This window comes from Paraburkholderia sp. J7 (assembly GCF_905220155.1).
Taxonomy (GTDB): Bacteria; Pseudomonadota; Gammaproteobacteria; order Burkholderiales; family Burkholderiaceae; genus Paraburkholderia.
This window is the reverse complement of sequence record NZ_CAJMYZ010000041.1, coordinates 1-13,854: the sequence shown is the minus strand read 5'-3', so window position 1 is coordinate 13,854 and position 13,854 is coordinate 1. Positions and strand designations below refer to the sequence as shown.

The window sequence follows — 13,854 nt, the reverse complement described above, 5'->3', positions numbered from 1 at the left end:
GTCAACGCACAAATCGGAACCCGAGAAGGTGCCTGAACACGTAGCGCGTTGCCAGTCTGCGGTTGTTCCGACATGACGTCGAGTCCACCTGTAAAACGGGTGAGTTGATAGCCGAAGTCGTTGCGACCCGCCAGCAAATACTCAAGCATTCGACCGAGCGTGCCACGGACAGAGGCACGCCCGCGCGTACCCGATGCATTGAGCGGTCGTTTGTCTCGCGGCGACGAAGACCAGCCGTGATGTCGAACTGAGACATCACTGACGGTGTACGCGTCTCTCAAGTGCTGCCTGCCTAAGGCGTCATCGCCTTGGACTCTGGTCCACACCAGCAATGTGTGCAAGTACGGTAGACGGCGAACGGGCGTATCATGCGTTCGGTCATTTAGCGGATCCACATCATGCGTACGACACTCGAAATTGACGATCGCCTGATGGCCGACGCCCTTGCGGCAGCCGGCCCGAAAACGGAACGGGACGTCGTGGAGCTCGGCCTGCGGACCATCATTCGGCTTAAGCGTCAGGAAGAAATTATCGGGTACCGCGGCAAGCTCGACTGGCAGGGCAATCTTGACGAAATGAGAAGGGACTGATGACCCTCGCAGGTAGCAGAATACATGAGACGGCCGACATGATCGGGAATCGAAAGCATTGACGAACTTCGCTGGCATCAGCTTGACCTGATGGTCCGTTTCATTCAGTCATCTAGCCCAATGCAGGGAACCACCACATGCCTCCGTGCCGATCAGGCAAGGGACGCGATTCGCAGAATGCTCCAGGAACACGACCCGCTTCAGTTGCCTGTTTGCAATCTGACCTGTGTCGGCGTCCACCTGGTGAAGCTGGAAGACATCTTTTACGATGTCCACCCCGATGGTCGTATATTTCAACTGGGCTCTCCGGTTCGCACGTGAAGACGTCAATATTCTTCCGTCTGGGCACTTTGATGCCGTCGGCACGTGAGGGTTCGCCTCCTGTCAGCACCGCCCAGCGTGTAGGTGGGGGCGGCTATTCCATTGGTCGCCGTCCGGGGCCAGGAATACGTTAAAGCGTGGAAGTCGCGGTAAGCGTAGCGCTTAGTGTGGCTTCTTCGCCTGGCACCATGGGCATTCACGCGCCGGAGCGGAAAGCCCCAGACGAATCTTGTGAGTGTTTACGATGCGCATTGAGACGACTGAATCGACAGGCAGGCTGACACAGCTCGCTTGACTGGCGCACCAATTCCAGAATCCGGGGTGGCCGGCGGCGTTTGTGAGCCCATGCTCATCGACGGAGTGGTCGCAGACCGGAGCGTCATTGAAGATCTCGCAGCTCGTACTGCCGTCCCCACTCTTTAATAGGTGAAGACGCGTATCTGCGGCGCGTGCCGCCCGGTCCGAATTTCCTTTCCTCCCAACGTCCGAAATCGACAGGATTAAGCACTCGGCTCGCTGCGACGCGCAGCGCCCTTTTCCCGATGGGGCCCGTCATTCTCGAAATGCTCGCGTGTCAATACCGTCACGACGCTGGCGGAATGGCTCCTGTTGCTGCCTTCGATGGTCACTACCGCAACCATGAAATCCATCTTCACCCTGTCGAGGAAGAGGTGATAAGAGCGATTTGCACTGCGAAACGGCAGCGTCACCGTATGGCGGCTCACGATCATCTACAGCACACGCCTGGCGCAACGGATGAATCCGGCTGCCCGCAGACGTGGTGCCGGCTCATATCGATGCTGTCTCCGCAGGCCGAAAGCGCTGTGGTGATTTTGAATTGGTCGGCGCGTTTCGTCGTTCAGGCCTTCTCGGCGTTTTGAATATCCTATGATCTCGCGCGTTTCCCGGGATGCAAGCCGTGCTTCGGAGGTTTGATCTGGCCACGCCGAAGAGGTGGCGTAGCGCGGATAGTTTTCGCCGCAAACCGCGGCCAGCTGCTTGAGAGCATGGGTGCAGCCGCGGTCCGGAAGGCCGGCGCGGGAGGGCGTTCGTTATCGAAATTGGCAACGCCCCGGAAAAGCTCACCTTTCAGGACTGGAAACGGCTCGCTTTTGCTGGCTCACCCCGGTCTCCGAACGGGCGCCCGTTTTGATGCGCCTCATCGTCTCTACCATCAGCGCGCCTGGCGGTAGCCTCGAGTTTCACTGTGACGTCGGGGTAATTCCGTCCACTACCAGCGCAAATCTGCCCAAACCCGTCATCCGATTTGAAATCTCATTTAGGGTCACTGGCTGGTTTGTGCGCGATCGTCCGCGTGAACGGTATGGTTGCTTCCATGGCGACGCGGTGGGCGGGTATCGTATTTCGCGCCAGATTTTTGACCGGCACTACCACAGGATGCCTTTCGAAACTCCATGCCATCGCGACGATGTCGTAACGCAATGGACCACGTCGCGGCTGAAGTGCACGATCGGGGTGCCTCAAGGAAGGATGTCCATTTGCGGACCGTCTTCGGGGTGAGCGACCTCGTTTGTCGAAATACCATTGATCGTTCGATCGTTAAAGCGCGGAGCGACGTGCAAGGGCAGCGGTGCCAGGAGACGGCCAACACGTTGCGGTAAAAGACCGCGTGTGCAGTTAGTGCGCGAGGATCCGGGAGTCTGAACGCAGCGCCTGAACTTCGCATTCGCGTACGTTCGATGGCTAGCAGTGCCTGTGCAATGCGGCATCAAGGGTGCAGTATGCGGCGCCACGATCGATATCATCCCGCCAGCTTAGCCGCGGACGACCGTCCCCATCACGAAAGTACAGTACACCCTTCAGATCGAAGCCGCGGGGCAGGTATGCCCCGGCTCGCGAGGCACGCAGTTCGTCGAGGTTATGGGGGAGCCGTCCGTAGTCGTTCTGGAACGCGAGGGCGCCAGATGCTGCGGTGTCCAGTTCGGCCTGCGGCCAGTCGTCCTTTGTCAACCGAGTGGCGTATTCGCGGACATGCTCACAGGCAACCATCGACGCGAAGCCAGCAAGGAGAGCGACGTTGGCAATGACACAAAATTCGAGGACGGTTTGCACTGCTGTTTTCACCATGGGTTGTCTCCGGTTCCGTATGAATTCCATCACAAACATTTCTATCATGTGTTGCCGAGACGACAAGGCACGCGCAGCGAACGGTTCTGTCACTGCGGAAGTGAACGTGCCTCCCCCGACGGTGGGCGACGCACTACACCTGGTGGCGCTATTGCAGTCCACATGGCTACTGGCCGGTTTCTGGGCGTCACTACTGCATAGTGCTTGCGGTCTCCTGCTTTTAACGCATGGGCGTTTCAAGGGCCGAGGCTAATCCCCGCACCGTTACGTCGTTGTCGTGGACCACACGACAATGGACACGCGAACGAACACAGCCCGGCAGCGAAGAATCCATACGATGTCGTTCTTGCACCGAACGATGGTGAAGTTTGCGGATGCCAGTGGCGCCAGCGGGAGTGTTATGGCAATGCGATCGTCAACGTGTAGAGAGGCGCTGTGGGAGTGAAATATCTAGCCGCTGCCTTTCGTCGGCTCTGAGGATGAAACCGCGCGAAGTTTCAGGAGGGTGAGCCGGGGTCCGCAAACCGTCCTGGATTTGTGTTCAGCCCGCACAATTATGGGCATTTTCTTTGCGGTGTCGCTGCCGTCCTTTCTGTGCTTAAGACGACGGTCTGCATCGCTGTTTCCCCTTTGTCCGTTTCCCATCTCCCGTTCCCAGGTATTCACCCTACGTGAACACGATGGTCATCCCGCCAGCGCGCGTTTCTGGATCGCCGTCCGGGAAAAGCTTTCGTTCCGGTTGCGCTGTTTAAGCCTGATTTAAGCGACGCTACGTACTCTCCGAACGAAACCTTGAGAAGACAACAACTCGAGGCATCACCGGACGGAAAGAGGTTGAGATGGATTATGTGATTACCGACCACAGGATGGTCGAAAGCTACAGCCGCATCAAGGCTGATAGCGGCAGGGAGGCGCTGGAGGAGTTTGCGCTAAGCAACGGCTTCTTCGACCTGATGGAGTTCGCCTCCGCCCCGTCCGCGTTCGTCAACGACCTGATGGCCGTTCAACTGCAATAGGGAAGCTGACGTGGCCATGACCCTGGGAGAGGCGCTGGAGCATGCCGAGCTGCTGGAAGCCTACGGCGTGATTTCCAGGACGGCGCAGGCGCTCATCCTGATCAGACGCGAGTACCTCAACGTCGTCGGCGCCGAGAGATATGAGTTGATTTTCGAGGAAGCAGGCTTGACCCATCCAGCTCCGCAGTGACCCGGGCCACTCACTCCGCACCGGCGGAAAAACGTCAGGTTATTCCATCGCGTAGCGCCCGGGAGAAGCCATTCCGGACCAGGCTGTCTGCAGGATTTTCCCCGGTCCAGGGGGTAGCGGGCGAACATTCCACGGACAGAACCTCTTCGTCGCGGCGACAAAAGCAAGTCTGCACAGAACTGACGATTGCTCAGGAGGCGGCTGCCTGCTCAGCCTTGAATGTAGCCAGGCGGGTGCCGGCGAACGGATCGTTGCGCCAGTCCGCACCGGTGCGCTTGCCCGGGTCCCGGTTTGAAGCCCCGTCAATTGCGAAATGCTCAAGAGACTGCTCGGCGCTGGTCGCCTGCACGACCCATTGCGGCGGAGCGCCTTTGCCATCCCAGGTGTTTCCGGAAGCGTCGCAAAAACGCACTACCCGCAACTGTTCCCGATCGGCCGCAATTGATGTGGCGATATCTTCCGGTTTGATTCCGAATTCGGATATCCGTTTGCGCAGATAGGTCACGATACTTTCGCGCTTTCGTTCAGCCGCGAGCGACCATGACCACTCCACCCCGGGCAACCGCGCGCCAGGGGCTCACCACCGTCGCATAGCCTGATGGCCATTGGTGTACTTGGCGCGCTACCGTGTCTTGCGCCTATCCTGGCGTTGATGGCGTCCGGGGCTGTTCGGTGGCGCCCGATCGGCCCCCGGCAGAGTCTGCGAGACCCGCTTGTAGCCGCGGCTCAGCGGGATATCCCAATCTGTGGCAAAATGCCTTCATTGTTTGGGCATTTTGCTCGGAGAGACCATGGCCACTGTTGAATACCGACCCACTGGGCGCGTCAACCCGCGCCATACCGAATTCTCGCTGCTGGGCGATCTGCTCCAGGCCCACATCCGGTCCGGGAGCGATCTTGCCGCGCTGGCGACCGAGCGCGTCGGCGTGGACGTGATCGACCGTCTCGGCGAGCATGGACTCAAGGCCGACGAGCTGCTCTTCATCATTCCTCGCCGGACGCTCTCGCATCGTCGTCAGAATGGCGAGCGGCTCTCGACCGACGAGTCGGACAAGGCGATCCGCCTCGCCAGGATCGTTGCACAGGCGGAGACGGTGTTTGGAAACCCGGAAAAGGCCATGAACTGGCTTCGAGGAAAGAAGGAGCGATTCGCCGGGAAAACGCCGCTCGAGATGGCATCGACTGAGCACGGTGCACGGCTTGTTGAGGACACCCTGGTTCAGATCGACGAGGGATACTTCGCCTGATGGAGTTCTGGAGGATAAGCAACTACGCGGACCTTCGGGGAATCGGCGGATTGAGGGCGCCCGGCCGGTGGCATCATCGGGGGCAGCCGGTCGTCTATCTGGCGGAAAACCCCGCGCTCGCGCTGCTTGAGACGATGGTGCACCACGAATTCGGGTCTCCGCAGGCGTTGCCAGATAACTATCAACTGCTGCGCGTGGAGATTACCGGGGACGTTGCAATGGCAGAACTCACGGCGAACGTCATCCCCGACGACTGGCGCGAGAACGCGGACTGGACACAGGCCGCCGGCAGCGAATGGCTGGCGGGAGGGCAGGAGCTGCTCCTCAAGGTTCCGAGTGCAATACTTCCTCGTTCGTATAACTATCTTTTCAATCCTCTTCATCCCGGCGCTCCCTCAGCGACTATCGCGGAGTGCCATACGATCCGAGGATCCGGGCTATCCTGGGCGACAGGTAATCTCGATCATCTGACGCGAGTGACCCTCGTCCCGGCTATCCCGGCGCAGGACGCATCGCAACCGGACGGACGGCGCAAATACTCAGTGTGGCTTCTTCGTCCGGCAGTTGCGTGACTGCGTGCATGCGGTCGAAGTTTCCAGGGATGAAGAAAATGTCTGCGCACTGCGCAGAGAATTGAACCGGACACATCTGCAGATGGCGGTCTTCATCGAAGACGCGCTCAAGCACGAGGTCGCCGCCTGGAGGGTAGTCTGCCTCGCCGCTTTGGAGCGGATTCGATCGTCCCGCTTTCTACGCGTCTTTGAGCCAGGGCATTTCCACGGGTGACACCACCAGTTGCCGGGACTCGCGCTTCAGTTCGAAGATAAACCCGACCAGGATCATTGAGTCGGCATAAGGAATCGGGAATACGTGGGGATTCTCTGCGGCGCGTAGCGGGCGCGAGGGCGTGTCCGCCGTCGATGCGGCGTTCTCGCGGACGCTTTCCAGTTCGTCAGCCATAGCCTGCCCACTTACTTTCAGGACACGGCTACGCAGGTCGGTGAAGGGTTCGATGCGCGCCCCGTCTTCGTTGTATTCGGGCACTTCGTAGATGAACCAGGACATTTAACTCTCCTGAAAAAGGCAGCCATTCTAGCAGTCGGCATAATCGTGACCTGCCTGATTTGCGCGGATGACTTCAAACCTTGGGGGCAGGCCGGTGCCCGTGGAGATCTGGCCGGATTAACGACGCTGAACAAAGCGACGAACGTTGCGTGGTGCGAGGCCGATCGCGCGTGGATGCTCACTACAATCTGGAGCTCCTGACTGAGTGGCGCGGCGGCCGTCAGGGTCTGTTGCGTCCACTGGATGCCAGGCGTCGCTTCACGACCTGAAAGCCTGCGTTCGACGGCGGGGGTGCTGCTTTCATTGCGCTCTCAGGCCGCCCCAACGCTCTGCGCACTGACAGTTGCCAGTCTGGTGCCGGCAAACGGGTCATTGCGCCAGTCGGCGCCGGTGCGTTTGCCCGGGTCGCGATTCGACGCGCCGTCAATTGCGAAATGCTCAAGAGACTGGCCGGCACTGATTGCCTGAACCACCCATTGTGGCGGAACGCCTTTGCCGTCCCATGTGTTGCCCGAAGCGTCGCGGAAACGCACTGCCTGCAAACGCTCCTGATCGGCTGCAATTGAAGTAGCAATGTCTTCCGGTTCGATTCCAAATTCGGCCATCCGTCGTCGCAGATAGGCCACGATGCTTTCGCGTTTTCTCTCATCCATCTGGTGTATTCTCCGCGCAACAGTCTGTCGTTGGGCTGGTGATTGCAAATCACGTGCCGCCAGGACACCACGCGACCCAACGTTGCCAATGCCGAGGCAGCGAAGAGGGTGGAGCATGTTTAAATCATGTTTTGCTGGGAGCGGCGCGCGGGAGGCGCCGCAGCTGGCGACCGCCATGAAAGCAGTATAAAACAACCTATGCGCGACACCAGGTTTGCTTGCGCACGTTGAGTCTGCTTTTGTTGCGCCCGCGATTTATCGTGCGTAATGAGCAGGCGCATCGCTGACTCAAGACCCATACCTCCCCGACCAACGATACCGGGTACATGTCTGGATAATAGAGAGACGGCCATTTTGCGGCGCAATAGCATTCAAATAAAGAAAGGCAGCGTTGCGGGACGTACAGGCAACATTGGGCGTGCACCGATTCCTGAACTCCAGTGACATTCAAACCGTTGCGCGCTGCGCTTTCAATTTGCACGAGCGTACTGATAAAGTCATAATCACGACCGCGACGATCGCGTCAATTCTGACGGGCAGACCGAACTTCGAAGTGCCTGGCAAACAAGCCAGGGAAGTTCCAGGATCGCATGAACGGTAAACCCCACAGCGAGGAATAGAAATGGTTACCCTAGACGCAATCAACTCGAAAATTGCCAAACTCCAGAAGCAGGCAGTGGCGATTGCCGAAAAGCAGTCGTCGGTGGGCCTGACGAAAATACGTGACCTGATGCAAAAGCACGGACTGACTGTCGCCGACATCGAAGGCTTTGTTGCAAAACGACGCGGTCGTAAACCTGGGACCACGCTGGCGAAGGCGGCAGCAAAAGCCCCGGGCGCGGTCGTGCATCACGTTGCCCCGAAATACGCGGATCCGAAAACGGGTGCGACGTGGTCGGGCCGGGGTCTTGCGCCGCTGTGGATTCGCGACGTCAAGGATCGTTCGAAATTCCTGATTGAAGCTGGGGCAACGGCGAAGACCGCCAGCGCCAAGGCCGCGCCTGCGAAGAAGGCTGCTGCGAAAAAGGTAGCTGCGAAGAAGGCAGGCGCAAAACGCGTCGTGGCCAAGAAGGCGGCGAAGACGGCAGTCGCCACGAAGAAGGCTGGCCGTGCAGCGGCGGCTCCGGCAAAGGGCGTGCGTGGGCGCAAGGCCGCAGCACCCGCGAAAAAGGCTTCGGCGCCGCGCAAGGTTGCAGCCAGAAAGGCACCGGTCGCAGTTGAGGCTGCTGCCACGCCTGCAGTCGCAGCAGCGTAACGGGTAACGGGCGATCCAGTCGTAGCTGGCGGGGTGACATGCTGGCCACGCCGCAATCGCGGCCCGCTACGACTGATTATTCAGGTCCCTTCGTGCGTCGCCTTATGTGAGAGCGGCGCCATGTTTGTACGTGAGGAAGTGCGGACTTAGGGCCGCGCGCCGTCAAGCCAATGGCTTACCGTTTTGAACTTGTATCTCTCGCATTGCCAGTTGCCTGTCCTCCCGAGTCGGTTCCACCGGCGGTTGGTCGACTGATTTCGCACGCGTGGCCGGGGATGAGTCGCGCGCAACTCATGGACCGTGCCCGTCGGCTCGACATGCGTGCGTCGCTGCGGGTGCAGCCCGGTATCGGACCGGATGGACTGACGCAGTTCAGGCTCACGCTCAGTTTTGCGAACGGGAGCTTCGAGCTGATCGCTCATGTACGTCGTGTCATTCGCCGACGCGTGGGCGCGCGACGCCAGAAACCGTCATTGCCTCCGGCACGCGATATCAGGCAACAGAGCCTTTTCTGAGTTTTGCTGAGGCTGGGCAACAACGTCTGTCGACACCCGGATATCAACGATCAAAAGAAGCCCGCTAGAGAATCCTCAGATTGCGAATCTTTCCGATTGTTGGTGAGCGTTCGACGATCAGGTTTGCGATGAACTCCGGCAACAGGGCGCGCGGCACGTTCGCTGGAATATCGGTCACGAGCTGCGAAGGCACCTGAACGATGAATTCCTCAGGCGCAGTGGCGAGACTGTGTTCGTAAGCGACGCGAATTTCCATGTTCTGTTCGTCCGGGGAGGTGGTTGCCGGCAGCGCATTGACCGCGCGCAGGGTTGTGGGACGCCGGGTCGCGCGTGGCGCGTGTGACTTCGTTTCGTTGAGCGTTGCCAGAAATCGCTATGCGCCCGCGTGCCTCTGCCGACAGTCACAGGCTACACGGCTCCCAGTTTCATTTCCATGTACTGCACGTTCGGAGGTATGGTCTCCGTCTATGGGGAGTGGTTACCCTCACGTGCCAGAATATCCGTCTGACGTTTGTGTGAGCCTCTCTCACGTCCGCACGTCCTCATTCAACGGCCGCCCTTATCCACACTCGTTGACTGAGGTGCGATTCGGGCACAGGAAGCGCGCTGCAGTTATTGTGCAACCTGGAGGTGACTGTCGTTGGCGCGGGTGTCACGCGCGACCATACCGGCCAGCTTTCCGAGGTAATCACTCGCCCTCAAAACGATCTCCATGCGGGTGAAGCAGAGCTGGCGGTCGTACTCGTTCACTACTGCGGTGAGGCCGTCAATCAGCCATTCGGGCACATTCCAGGCACTGGTGCGATCGGCCTCATTGAGTACCTCTGCGAGGCCACGCTCAACACGCTCAATCTCCCCGATCTCCAGTTTCCCGTGACCCGCCCGGGTGATGAAGCTCGTGATGATGTTGACCTGCGAGAGGAGATTGACCAGCGAGCGGTCCGCTTCTCCACTGCGCAGACGCTCGAGCGCAATCCGTGCACGCAGCGCGAGATCCGAGGATTCCTTGCGAGGCATGGGTAGAAAGAGCGACTTTGCATGCGCGCTGGCAGACAGACGACGCGAGGACCGATAGCTTTTGTTGGACATGTTTGACGCTGGCGGATAGATGTCGAGCTGGAATATTGGGATGTCACCTTACAAGGCAAGAGCGACCTCCAAAATAATTTCAGTATCCTGGTTGCCCTGCTGGCTGTTGTGCCGCGACTGCTTTTAGAAAAAGCGACTAACGGTCAACGCTCAATGTCCCCGCCACCGCCTCGCGGCGAGCAGTGCGAAGATACGCCGCCCTTTTTTATTCTGTGCTTTCAGGTGTCACACAGGAGCCGGGAGCGACAAGATCCAGAGTCCCGCGGGTGTGCGTGCCCGCAGTAACATGCAGTACGATTGCCGCTGGATAAACAGGAAAAAGCATGACGCAACCTCACAGCATTGACGTGTCCTCTCTGGGCGATACCGTGTGGGTGACCGCACACGACGGCTCCTGTGTGGGACGATTCAGCAAACGCTTCGGGATCGACGTGCATCGAACCGTGACCGAGCAGCTGGCCGGTGCGGATCAGTGCCTGCACTGCACGCATGAGCCAGCTGGACAAGGTGAGTGGCAGGTGTTTCGCGACGCTGTGCTTCAACACCACGGGATCGATGTCCCGTTCGATACGATCAGGTTCTGAGGAAGGAAAAGCAGGATGTCTACGTTGCTGGAGTGTTTGCGGTCGTTGCCAGGGGACCTGGTGATGCGTGATCTTGCGGCTGTGCGTGATCAGGACGCAACCGTCGAAGCGCATATCGCCCGCCTGAGGCGCGATGAGGATGGCTACGAGGTTCGGCATGAGCCTCGCAACTACGGTCGCGGCACGACAGTCGCAGTCGGCGTGATCGGTGGCCCGGCGATATACCGGCAGATGTGACCGGCAACCGGAGAAGTCACGAAATGGAAGCCTCCCGAACTGACGTGCCTGATGACGGCGAATACTGGGCGATCTGCAAGGAAAACAATCCCTTCTCTGCTGCAGCAAATGGGCACAGCCAGGTATTTCCGACAGCGCAGGTTACCGTCAAGGACGGCTGGGCAACCTTCTACCGCGACGGGCAGGAGGTCTGGAACTGCAACGCACGATACGCGGCCGCGAATTTCGTGCTCCAGAAGGCATAGGAATGGCACCGTGCTTGAACTACGCTATCGACCCGGTCGTGACACCGAAGTTGCGGTGCGCGCAATCGTGCACGCACGCTAGTTCGCGGCAACGTCCCGATACTGCGAAGATGGAGCGATGGTATACGACGTCATGACGGCAAAGGTGCCCGGTACGGCTACGACCGGCGACCTGGCGGTCGGGATGGCGTGGCACGACGCAGCCAGCCGTGCCGCTCTCGCCTGAAAAGCGAAGCTAATTGTGGAACGATGTCGCGCAGGCGCGGCACGAAGGATCGCTGGAGTTGAAGCAATGGATGATGAATTAAGAGCAAAGATCGGTGTTGTCGCGGGCAAGCTCGTGCAGGAAGCGATGGCGACCGGACTGACCTGGGAAGAGATAGTCGCCGCGTTTGGTCTGGCCGCAAAAGCGACTGCGCAGGCTGCAGCGAGTGCGGGTGAGGCGCCGGCATCTGAATGCGTTGCACGTGCGCGCAGCTGTTTCGAAGATGCCTTTGCGCAGGACGTCCACGTTGTCATTGCCGATGGCAGTGCGCCAGAGCGCGACGCCGAAGCCGACGATAATCCGCTTCTGGCAACTGCCCGCCGTCGCCAGGCTTCCAGACTGCATTGACTGGCAGGTGATCGCCGCACCGGGGCCAGCGCGGCACAGTCTCGCCAGTAGTCCAGGGGAAGTCAGGCGGAAGAATCCAGCCTCCGACAGTCATCCCCCGCCCGTCAGATGATCGCCCTCAGCGCCCAACACGCCGATGCAGGTCGGTGGCAAGCCGACCTGACGTAGCGAAGTCATGGTCGCGCAGGAATCCAGGCACCTCGATGCGCTATATGCGTCACGGCGCGAGGGACCTGGTACGCCAGCACTGGCTCATAGCAGGATCGCCTGCTGCAGCAGTTCCAGCGCTTTCAGCTCGTCGAGGCGACCCGTGCGTGCCTTGCCTGCGAGCGTCTTGAGCAACGCTTCCGCTATCGGCTCGATACCGTGAAGATTGTCCAGGCTCGTCACGGAAGCGAAGGGGAGCGCTGCCGGGTTTCGCTGCGGTACTGCGGACGCGGCGAACGACTCAGGTGCTGACGCTGTAGCTGGCGGGGCCCCGTCACCATTTTCTTCAGACAGGTGACCGGTAACGTCGTCGGGAAAACCGTTGACAGGATCTTGCGCGCGGGCAACGATCGCCTCCTGCTCGCCCGCCACATCCGTCGAAACCGGTGAGGGATTTTGTGGATCGCCCGCCCGCGCGCGCCGCGCACGCGTCTTCGCACCGGTGGCCTTCGCCGGCATGGCATCCTTTGTTGCGGGCGCAACCGGTTCGTGCTGCCTGGCGGAGACGCGTCCGCGGGACGCAGGGGCAAGCATACGCGACACCGACGCTGGAATATCGGCTTCCGAACGCGGGGTGTCCAGCCAGCCAGCTGGCAAACCAAGCCGCTCCGTGAACCGGTTTGCTTCGACAGCGTCGAGGCGCTTCTTGCCATGCAGCCGGTGGGCCATGTTGGACCCACTCAGGTCCATGACCACGCCAAGCCTTGCTTTCGATCCGTTGCGACTCGTGAGAACGTGGAGGTTGGCGCGTCGGATGTTCTCTACGTCGGCGCCATCGTTCAGAGCCAGCGATTGCTGCCGGGTCGTTTCAGGAGACGGTCTGTCTTTTGCACGCGAAGATTTTCGCTGCGTCTGGGCTCCGGCCGCTACGCCCGGATTATTCTTGACGGCTCTGGGCGTACCGCCAGTTGCTTTCCTGGGCATTTGTGCTTCCTCGGACAAACTGTTTTTAAGAGATGGTTGCGGGTCGACGGTCAGGGCAGAAGCCGGCTCAAGTGCTTCGGACGCCGCGTCTGGTCCGTCGTCGGCTTGAATAAGGTCGAGTGGCGACTTCAGCCGGGCGATGGTCTCGGCTGTGAGCCCAGGATTGGGCTGGTCAAAAAAGCCATGCGGCAAGCCGAGCGTAGTTTCCATATGAAAGGCGGTCTCGGGTGTGAACCTCTCGCCCTTCAACAGTTCGGCCACGCGCGTCATGCTGGATTCAAGTGCGATGGCAATATTCTCTGCGCCTACCGTATCGACCAGAAACTGGAACGACCGTGTCTTGAAAATCGAGGCGGTCTGGACGGAGTCCTGCGCAGGCGCCTTCACATACGATTGCTTCGGCCGGTTGGGCTGAGATTTCTTTTCGTGGCGAGGTTGGCGTTGGCCGCTGTCGCGGGATCCCGCATATCGCCCGCGGGCTTGATTCATAAAGTAGGGCTCCATGCGATCGTTGGTGTCCAGCAGGTATTGATTATAGACGCGGCGATGTTGGTATTTTATGCGTCATTCGCTCCATGACGTGTAAATGTACGCCCGGGTGAGGCTGGCGGGTTCCTTGAAGTACCAGTTTCCCATGAGCGGATATGAAATGTAGAGGATTACGAATGAAGTCACGCAGGAGTTTCAGGTAACCATTCATGGATCCGCGATGAACCCGGCGCACTGGTCAACGGTGCCGACGGCAAGCCGATAGCCCTTTCAAGGCAAGGCGCGGCATTCTGATTTCAGCGGAATTGGCGCTTCGGCGAATGGAGCGGGGGCTCTACCGACCTGCTTATCACGCTGGCCGCCGTCGACCGGCAATTCGATCACTCGATGCAATTCGAGCGCAACGTACTTCGCCTGACAAGTCCTTGATGAGGATTTTCAGTATTTGGGAATGGACAACATACCCGGAAACGTCAAATTCAAGTTTCCCGAAATCAAGTTTCCCGAAATTGTCGTGCTTACGACA

17 protein-coding genes and 2 pseudogenes are annotated in these 13,854 nt (G+C 59.5%); 10 read left to right on the top strand and 9 right to left on the bottom strand.

The window, feature by feature from the left end:
- Positions 1–398 precede the first annotated feature (398 nt).
- On the top strand, positions 399–590 hold the full coding sequence (locus U5A58_RS38375; RefSeq protein WP_321965188.1) for a type II toxin-antitoxin system VapB family antitoxin: 192 nt from the start codon (positions 399–401) through the stop codon (positions 588–590).
- Between the two features lie 111 nt (positions 591–701).
- On the opposite strand, the pseudogene U5A58_RS38370 reads toward U5A58_RS38375, so the two are convergent.
- The 3 genes and pseudogenes from U5A58_RS38370 to U5A58_RS38360 all read right to left on the bottom strand — a co-directional run.
- A pseudogene (locus U5A58_RS38370) lies at positions 702–887 on the bottom strand (IS110 family transposase); the annotation flags it as partial.
- A 524-nt stretch (positions 888–1,411) separates the two neighbouring features.
- Positions 1,412–1,642 carry a hypothetical protein gene (locus U5A58_RS38365; protein ID WP_321965187.1) on the bottom strand — a complete coding sequence of 77 codons (231 nt, stop codon included), beginning with the start codon at positions 1,640–1,642 and terminating at the stop codon, positions 1,412–1,414.
- A 973-nt stretch (positions 1,643–2,615) separates the two neighbouring features.
- Positions 2,616–2,999, bottom strand: coding sequence for a hypothetical protein (locus U5A58_RS38360; RefSeq protein ID WP_321965186.1), 384 nt, complete (start codon positions 2,997–2,999; stop codon positions 2,616–2,618).
- A gap of 839 nt (positions 3,000–3,838) precedes the next feature.
- Here U5A58_RS38360 and U5A58_RS38355 point away from each other — a divergent pair.
- Both U5A58_RS38355 and U5A58_RS38350 read left to right on the top strand, forming a co-directional pair.
- Positions 3,839–4,015, top strand: coding sequence for a hypothetical protein (locus U5A58_RS38355; protein WP_321965185.1), 177 nt, complete (start codon positions 3,839–3,841; stop codon positions 4,013–4,015).
- 10 nt (positions 4,016–4,025) lie between these two features.
- On the top strand, positions 4,026–4,205 hold the full coding sequence (locus tag U5A58_RS38350; protein WP_321965205.1) for a hypothetical protein: 180 nt from the start codon (positions 4,026–4,028) through the stop codon (positions 4,203–4,205).
- Positions 4,206–4,395: 190 nt separating this feature from the next.
- Here the strand turns inward: U5A58_RS38350 and U5A58_RS38345 are convergent, their stop codons facing one another.
- On the bottom strand, positions 4,396–4,710 hold the full coding sequence (locus U5A58_RS38345) for an H-NS family nucleoid-associated regulatory protein (RefSeq protein WP_415774354.1): 315 nt from the start codon (positions 4,708–4,710) through the stop codon (positions 4,396–4,398).
- A 286-nt stretch (positions 4,711–4,996) separates the two neighbouring features.
- Here U5A58_RS38345 and U5A58_RS38340 point away from each other — a divergent pair, with 286 nt between their 5' ends.
- Together U5A58_RS38340 and U5A58_RS38335 are read left to right on the top strand one after the other, a co-directional pair.
- Positions 4,997–5,452, top strand: coding sequence for an antitoxin Xre/MbcA/ParS toxin-binding domain-containing protein (locus U5A58_RS38340; RefSeq protein ID WP_110388253.1), 456 nt, complete (start codon positions 4,997–4,999; stop codon positions 5,450–5,452).
- Positions 5,449–5,865, top strand: a pseudogene (locus tag U5A58_RS38335) (RES family NAD+ phosphorylase); the annotation flags it as partial. The gene U5A58_RS38340 and the pseudogene U5A58_RS38335, both read left to right, overlap by 4 nt.
- 337 nt (positions 5,866–6,202) lie before the next feature.
- Here U5A58_RS38335 and U5A58_RS38330 read toward each other — a convergent pair.
- Both U5A58_RS38330 and U5A58_RS38325 read right to left on the bottom strand, forming a co-directional pair.
- On the bottom strand, positions 6,203–6,517 hold the full coding sequence (locus U5A58_RS38330; protein ID WP_175198076.1) for a helicase: 315 nt from the start codon (positions 6,515–6,517) through the stop codon (positions 6,203–6,205).
- Positions 6,518–6,828: 311 nt separating this feature from the next.
- The gene (locus U5A58_RS38325; protein WP_415774353.1) at positions 6,829–7,170 is read right to left on the bottom strand and encodes an H-NS family nucleoid-associated regulatory protein; all 342 of its coding nucleotides are present in this window, start codon (positions 7,168–7,170) and stop codon (positions 6,829–6,831) included.
- Positions 7,171–7,846: 676 nt separating this feature from the next.
- Here U5A58_RS38325 and U5A58_RS38320 point away from each other — a divergent pair.
- The gene (locus U5A58_RS38320; protein WP_415774352.1) at positions 7,847–8,425 is read left to right on the top strand and encodes an H-NS histone family protein; all 579 of its coding nucleotides are present in this window, start codon (positions 7,847–7,849) and stop codon (positions 8,423–8,425) included.
- A gap of 579 nt (positions 8,426–9,004) precedes the next feature.
- Here the strand turns inward: U5A58_RS38320 and U5A58_RS38315 are convergent.
- Together U5A58_RS38315 and U5A58_RS38310 are read right to left on the bottom strand one after the other, a co-directional pair.
- Positions 9,005–9,196, bottom strand: coding sequence for a hypothetical protein (locus tag U5A58_RS38315; protein WP_321965181.1), 192 nt, complete (start codon positions 9,194–9,196; stop codon positions 9,005–9,007).
- 356 nt (positions 9,197–9,552) lie between these two features.
- Positions 9,553–10,029: a hypothetical protein gene (locus U5A58_RS38310; RefSeq protein ID WP_321965180.1), complete on the bottom strand. Its 477-nt coding sequence runs from the start codon at positions 10,027–10,029 to the stop codon at positions 9,553–9,555.
- 323 nt (positions 10,030–10,352) lie between these two features.
- Here U5A58_RS38310 and U5A58_RS38305 point away from each other — a divergent pair, with 323 nt between their 5' ends.
- The 4 genes from U5A58_RS38305 (at position 10,353) to U5A58_RS38290 (ending at position 11,708) form a co-directional block, all read left to right on the top strand.
- Positions 10,353–10,613 carry a hypothetical protein gene (locus tag U5A58_RS38305; RefSeq protein ID WP_321965179.1) on the top strand — a complete coding sequence of 87 codons (261 nt, stop codon included), beginning with the start codon at positions 10,353–10,355 and terminating at the stop codon, positions 10,611–10,613.
- 15 nt (positions 10,614–10,628) lie between these two features.
- Positions 10,629–10,850, top strand: a complete 222-nt coding sequence (locus U5A58_RS38300) for a hypothetical protein (protein ID WP_321965178.1) — start codon at positions 10,629–10,631, stop codon at positions 10,848–10,850.
- Positions 10,851–10,873: 23 nt separating this feature from the next.
- Positions 10,874–11,095 (top strand): hypothetical protein, encoded by a 222-nt coding sequence (locus U5A58_RS38295; protein WP_321965177.1) that lies wholly within the window; start codon positions 10,874–10,876, stop codon positions 11,093–11,095.
- 292 nt (positions 11,096–11,387) lie between these two features.
- Positions 11,388–11,708 (top strand): hypothetical protein, encoded by a 321-nt coding sequence (locus tag U5A58_RS38290; RefSeq protein WP_321965176.1) that lies wholly within the window; start codon positions 11,388–11,390, stop codon positions 11,706–11,708.
- Positions 11,709–11,960: 252 nt separating this feature from the next.
- Here U5A58_RS38290 and U5A58_RS38285 read toward each other — a convergent pair whose 3' ends face one another.
- The gene (locus U5A58_RS38285; RefSeq protein ID WP_321965175.1) at positions 11,961–13,328 is read right to left on the bottom strand and encodes a hypothetical protein; all 1,368 of its coding nucleotides are present in this window, start codon (positions 13,326–13,328) and stop codon (positions 11,961–11,963) included.
- Positions 13,329–13,854: the final 526 nt, after the last annotated feature.

Bases quoted from the DNA above. Each gene is read 5' to 3' on its own strand.
- U5A58_RS38325 (WP_415774353.1), bottom strand. From the start codon at position 7,170: ATGGATGAGAGAAAACGCGAAAGCATCGTGGCCTATCTGCGACGACGG.
- U5A58_RS38340 (WP_110388253.1), top strand. From the start codon at position 4,997: ATGGCCACTGTTGAATACCGACCCACTGGGCGCGTCAACCCGCGCCAT.
- U5A58_RS38315 (WP_321965181.1), bottom strand. From the start codon at position 9,196: ATGGAAATTCGCGTCGCTTACGAACACAGTCTCGCCACTGCGCCTGAG.
- U5A58_RS38330 (WP_175198076.1), bottom strand. From the start codon at position 6,517: ATGTCCTGGTTCATCTACGAAGTGCCCGAATACAACGAAGACGGGGCG.
- U5A58_RS38310 (WP_321965180.1), bottom strand. From the start codon at position 10,029: ATGTCCAACAAAAGCTATCGGTCCTCGCGTCGTCTGTCTGCCAGCGCG.
- U5A58_RS38365 (WP_321965187.1), bottom strand. From the start codon at position 1,642: ATGATCGTGAGCCGCCATACGGTGACGCTGCCGTTTCGCAGTGCAAAT.
- U5A58_RS38375 (WP_321965188.1), top strand. From the start codon at position 399: ATGCGTACGACACTCGAAATTGACGATCGCCTGATGGCCGACGCCCTT.
- U5A58_RS38305 (WP_321965179.1), top strand. From the start codon at position 10,353: ATGACGCAACCTCACAGCATTGACGTGTCCTCTCTGGGCGATACCGTG.
- U5A58_RS38300 (WP_321965178.1), top strand. From the start codon at position 10,629: ATGTCTACGTTGCTGGAGTGTTTGCGGTCGTTGCCAGGGGACCTGGTG.
- U5A58_RS38285 (WP_321965175.1), bottom strand. From the start codon at position 13,328: ATGAATCAAGCCCGCGGGCGATATGCGGGATCCCGCGACAGCGGCCAA.
- U5A58_RS38355 (WP_321965185.1), top strand. From the start codon at position 3,839: ATGGATTATGTGATTACCGACCACAGGATGGTCGAAAGCTACAGCCGC.
- U5A58_RS38290 (WP_321965176.1), top strand. From the start codon at position 11,388: ATGGATGATGAATTAAGAGCAAAGATCGGTGTTGTCGCGGGCAAGCTC.
- U5A58_RS38295 (WP_321965177.1), top strand. From the start codon at position 10,874: ATGGAAGCCTCCCGAACTGACGTGCCTGATGACGGCGAATACTGGGCG.
- U5A58_RS38360 (WP_321965186.1), bottom strand. From the start codon at position 2,999: ATGGTGAAAACAGCAGTGCAAACCGTCCTCGAATTTTGTGTCATTGCC.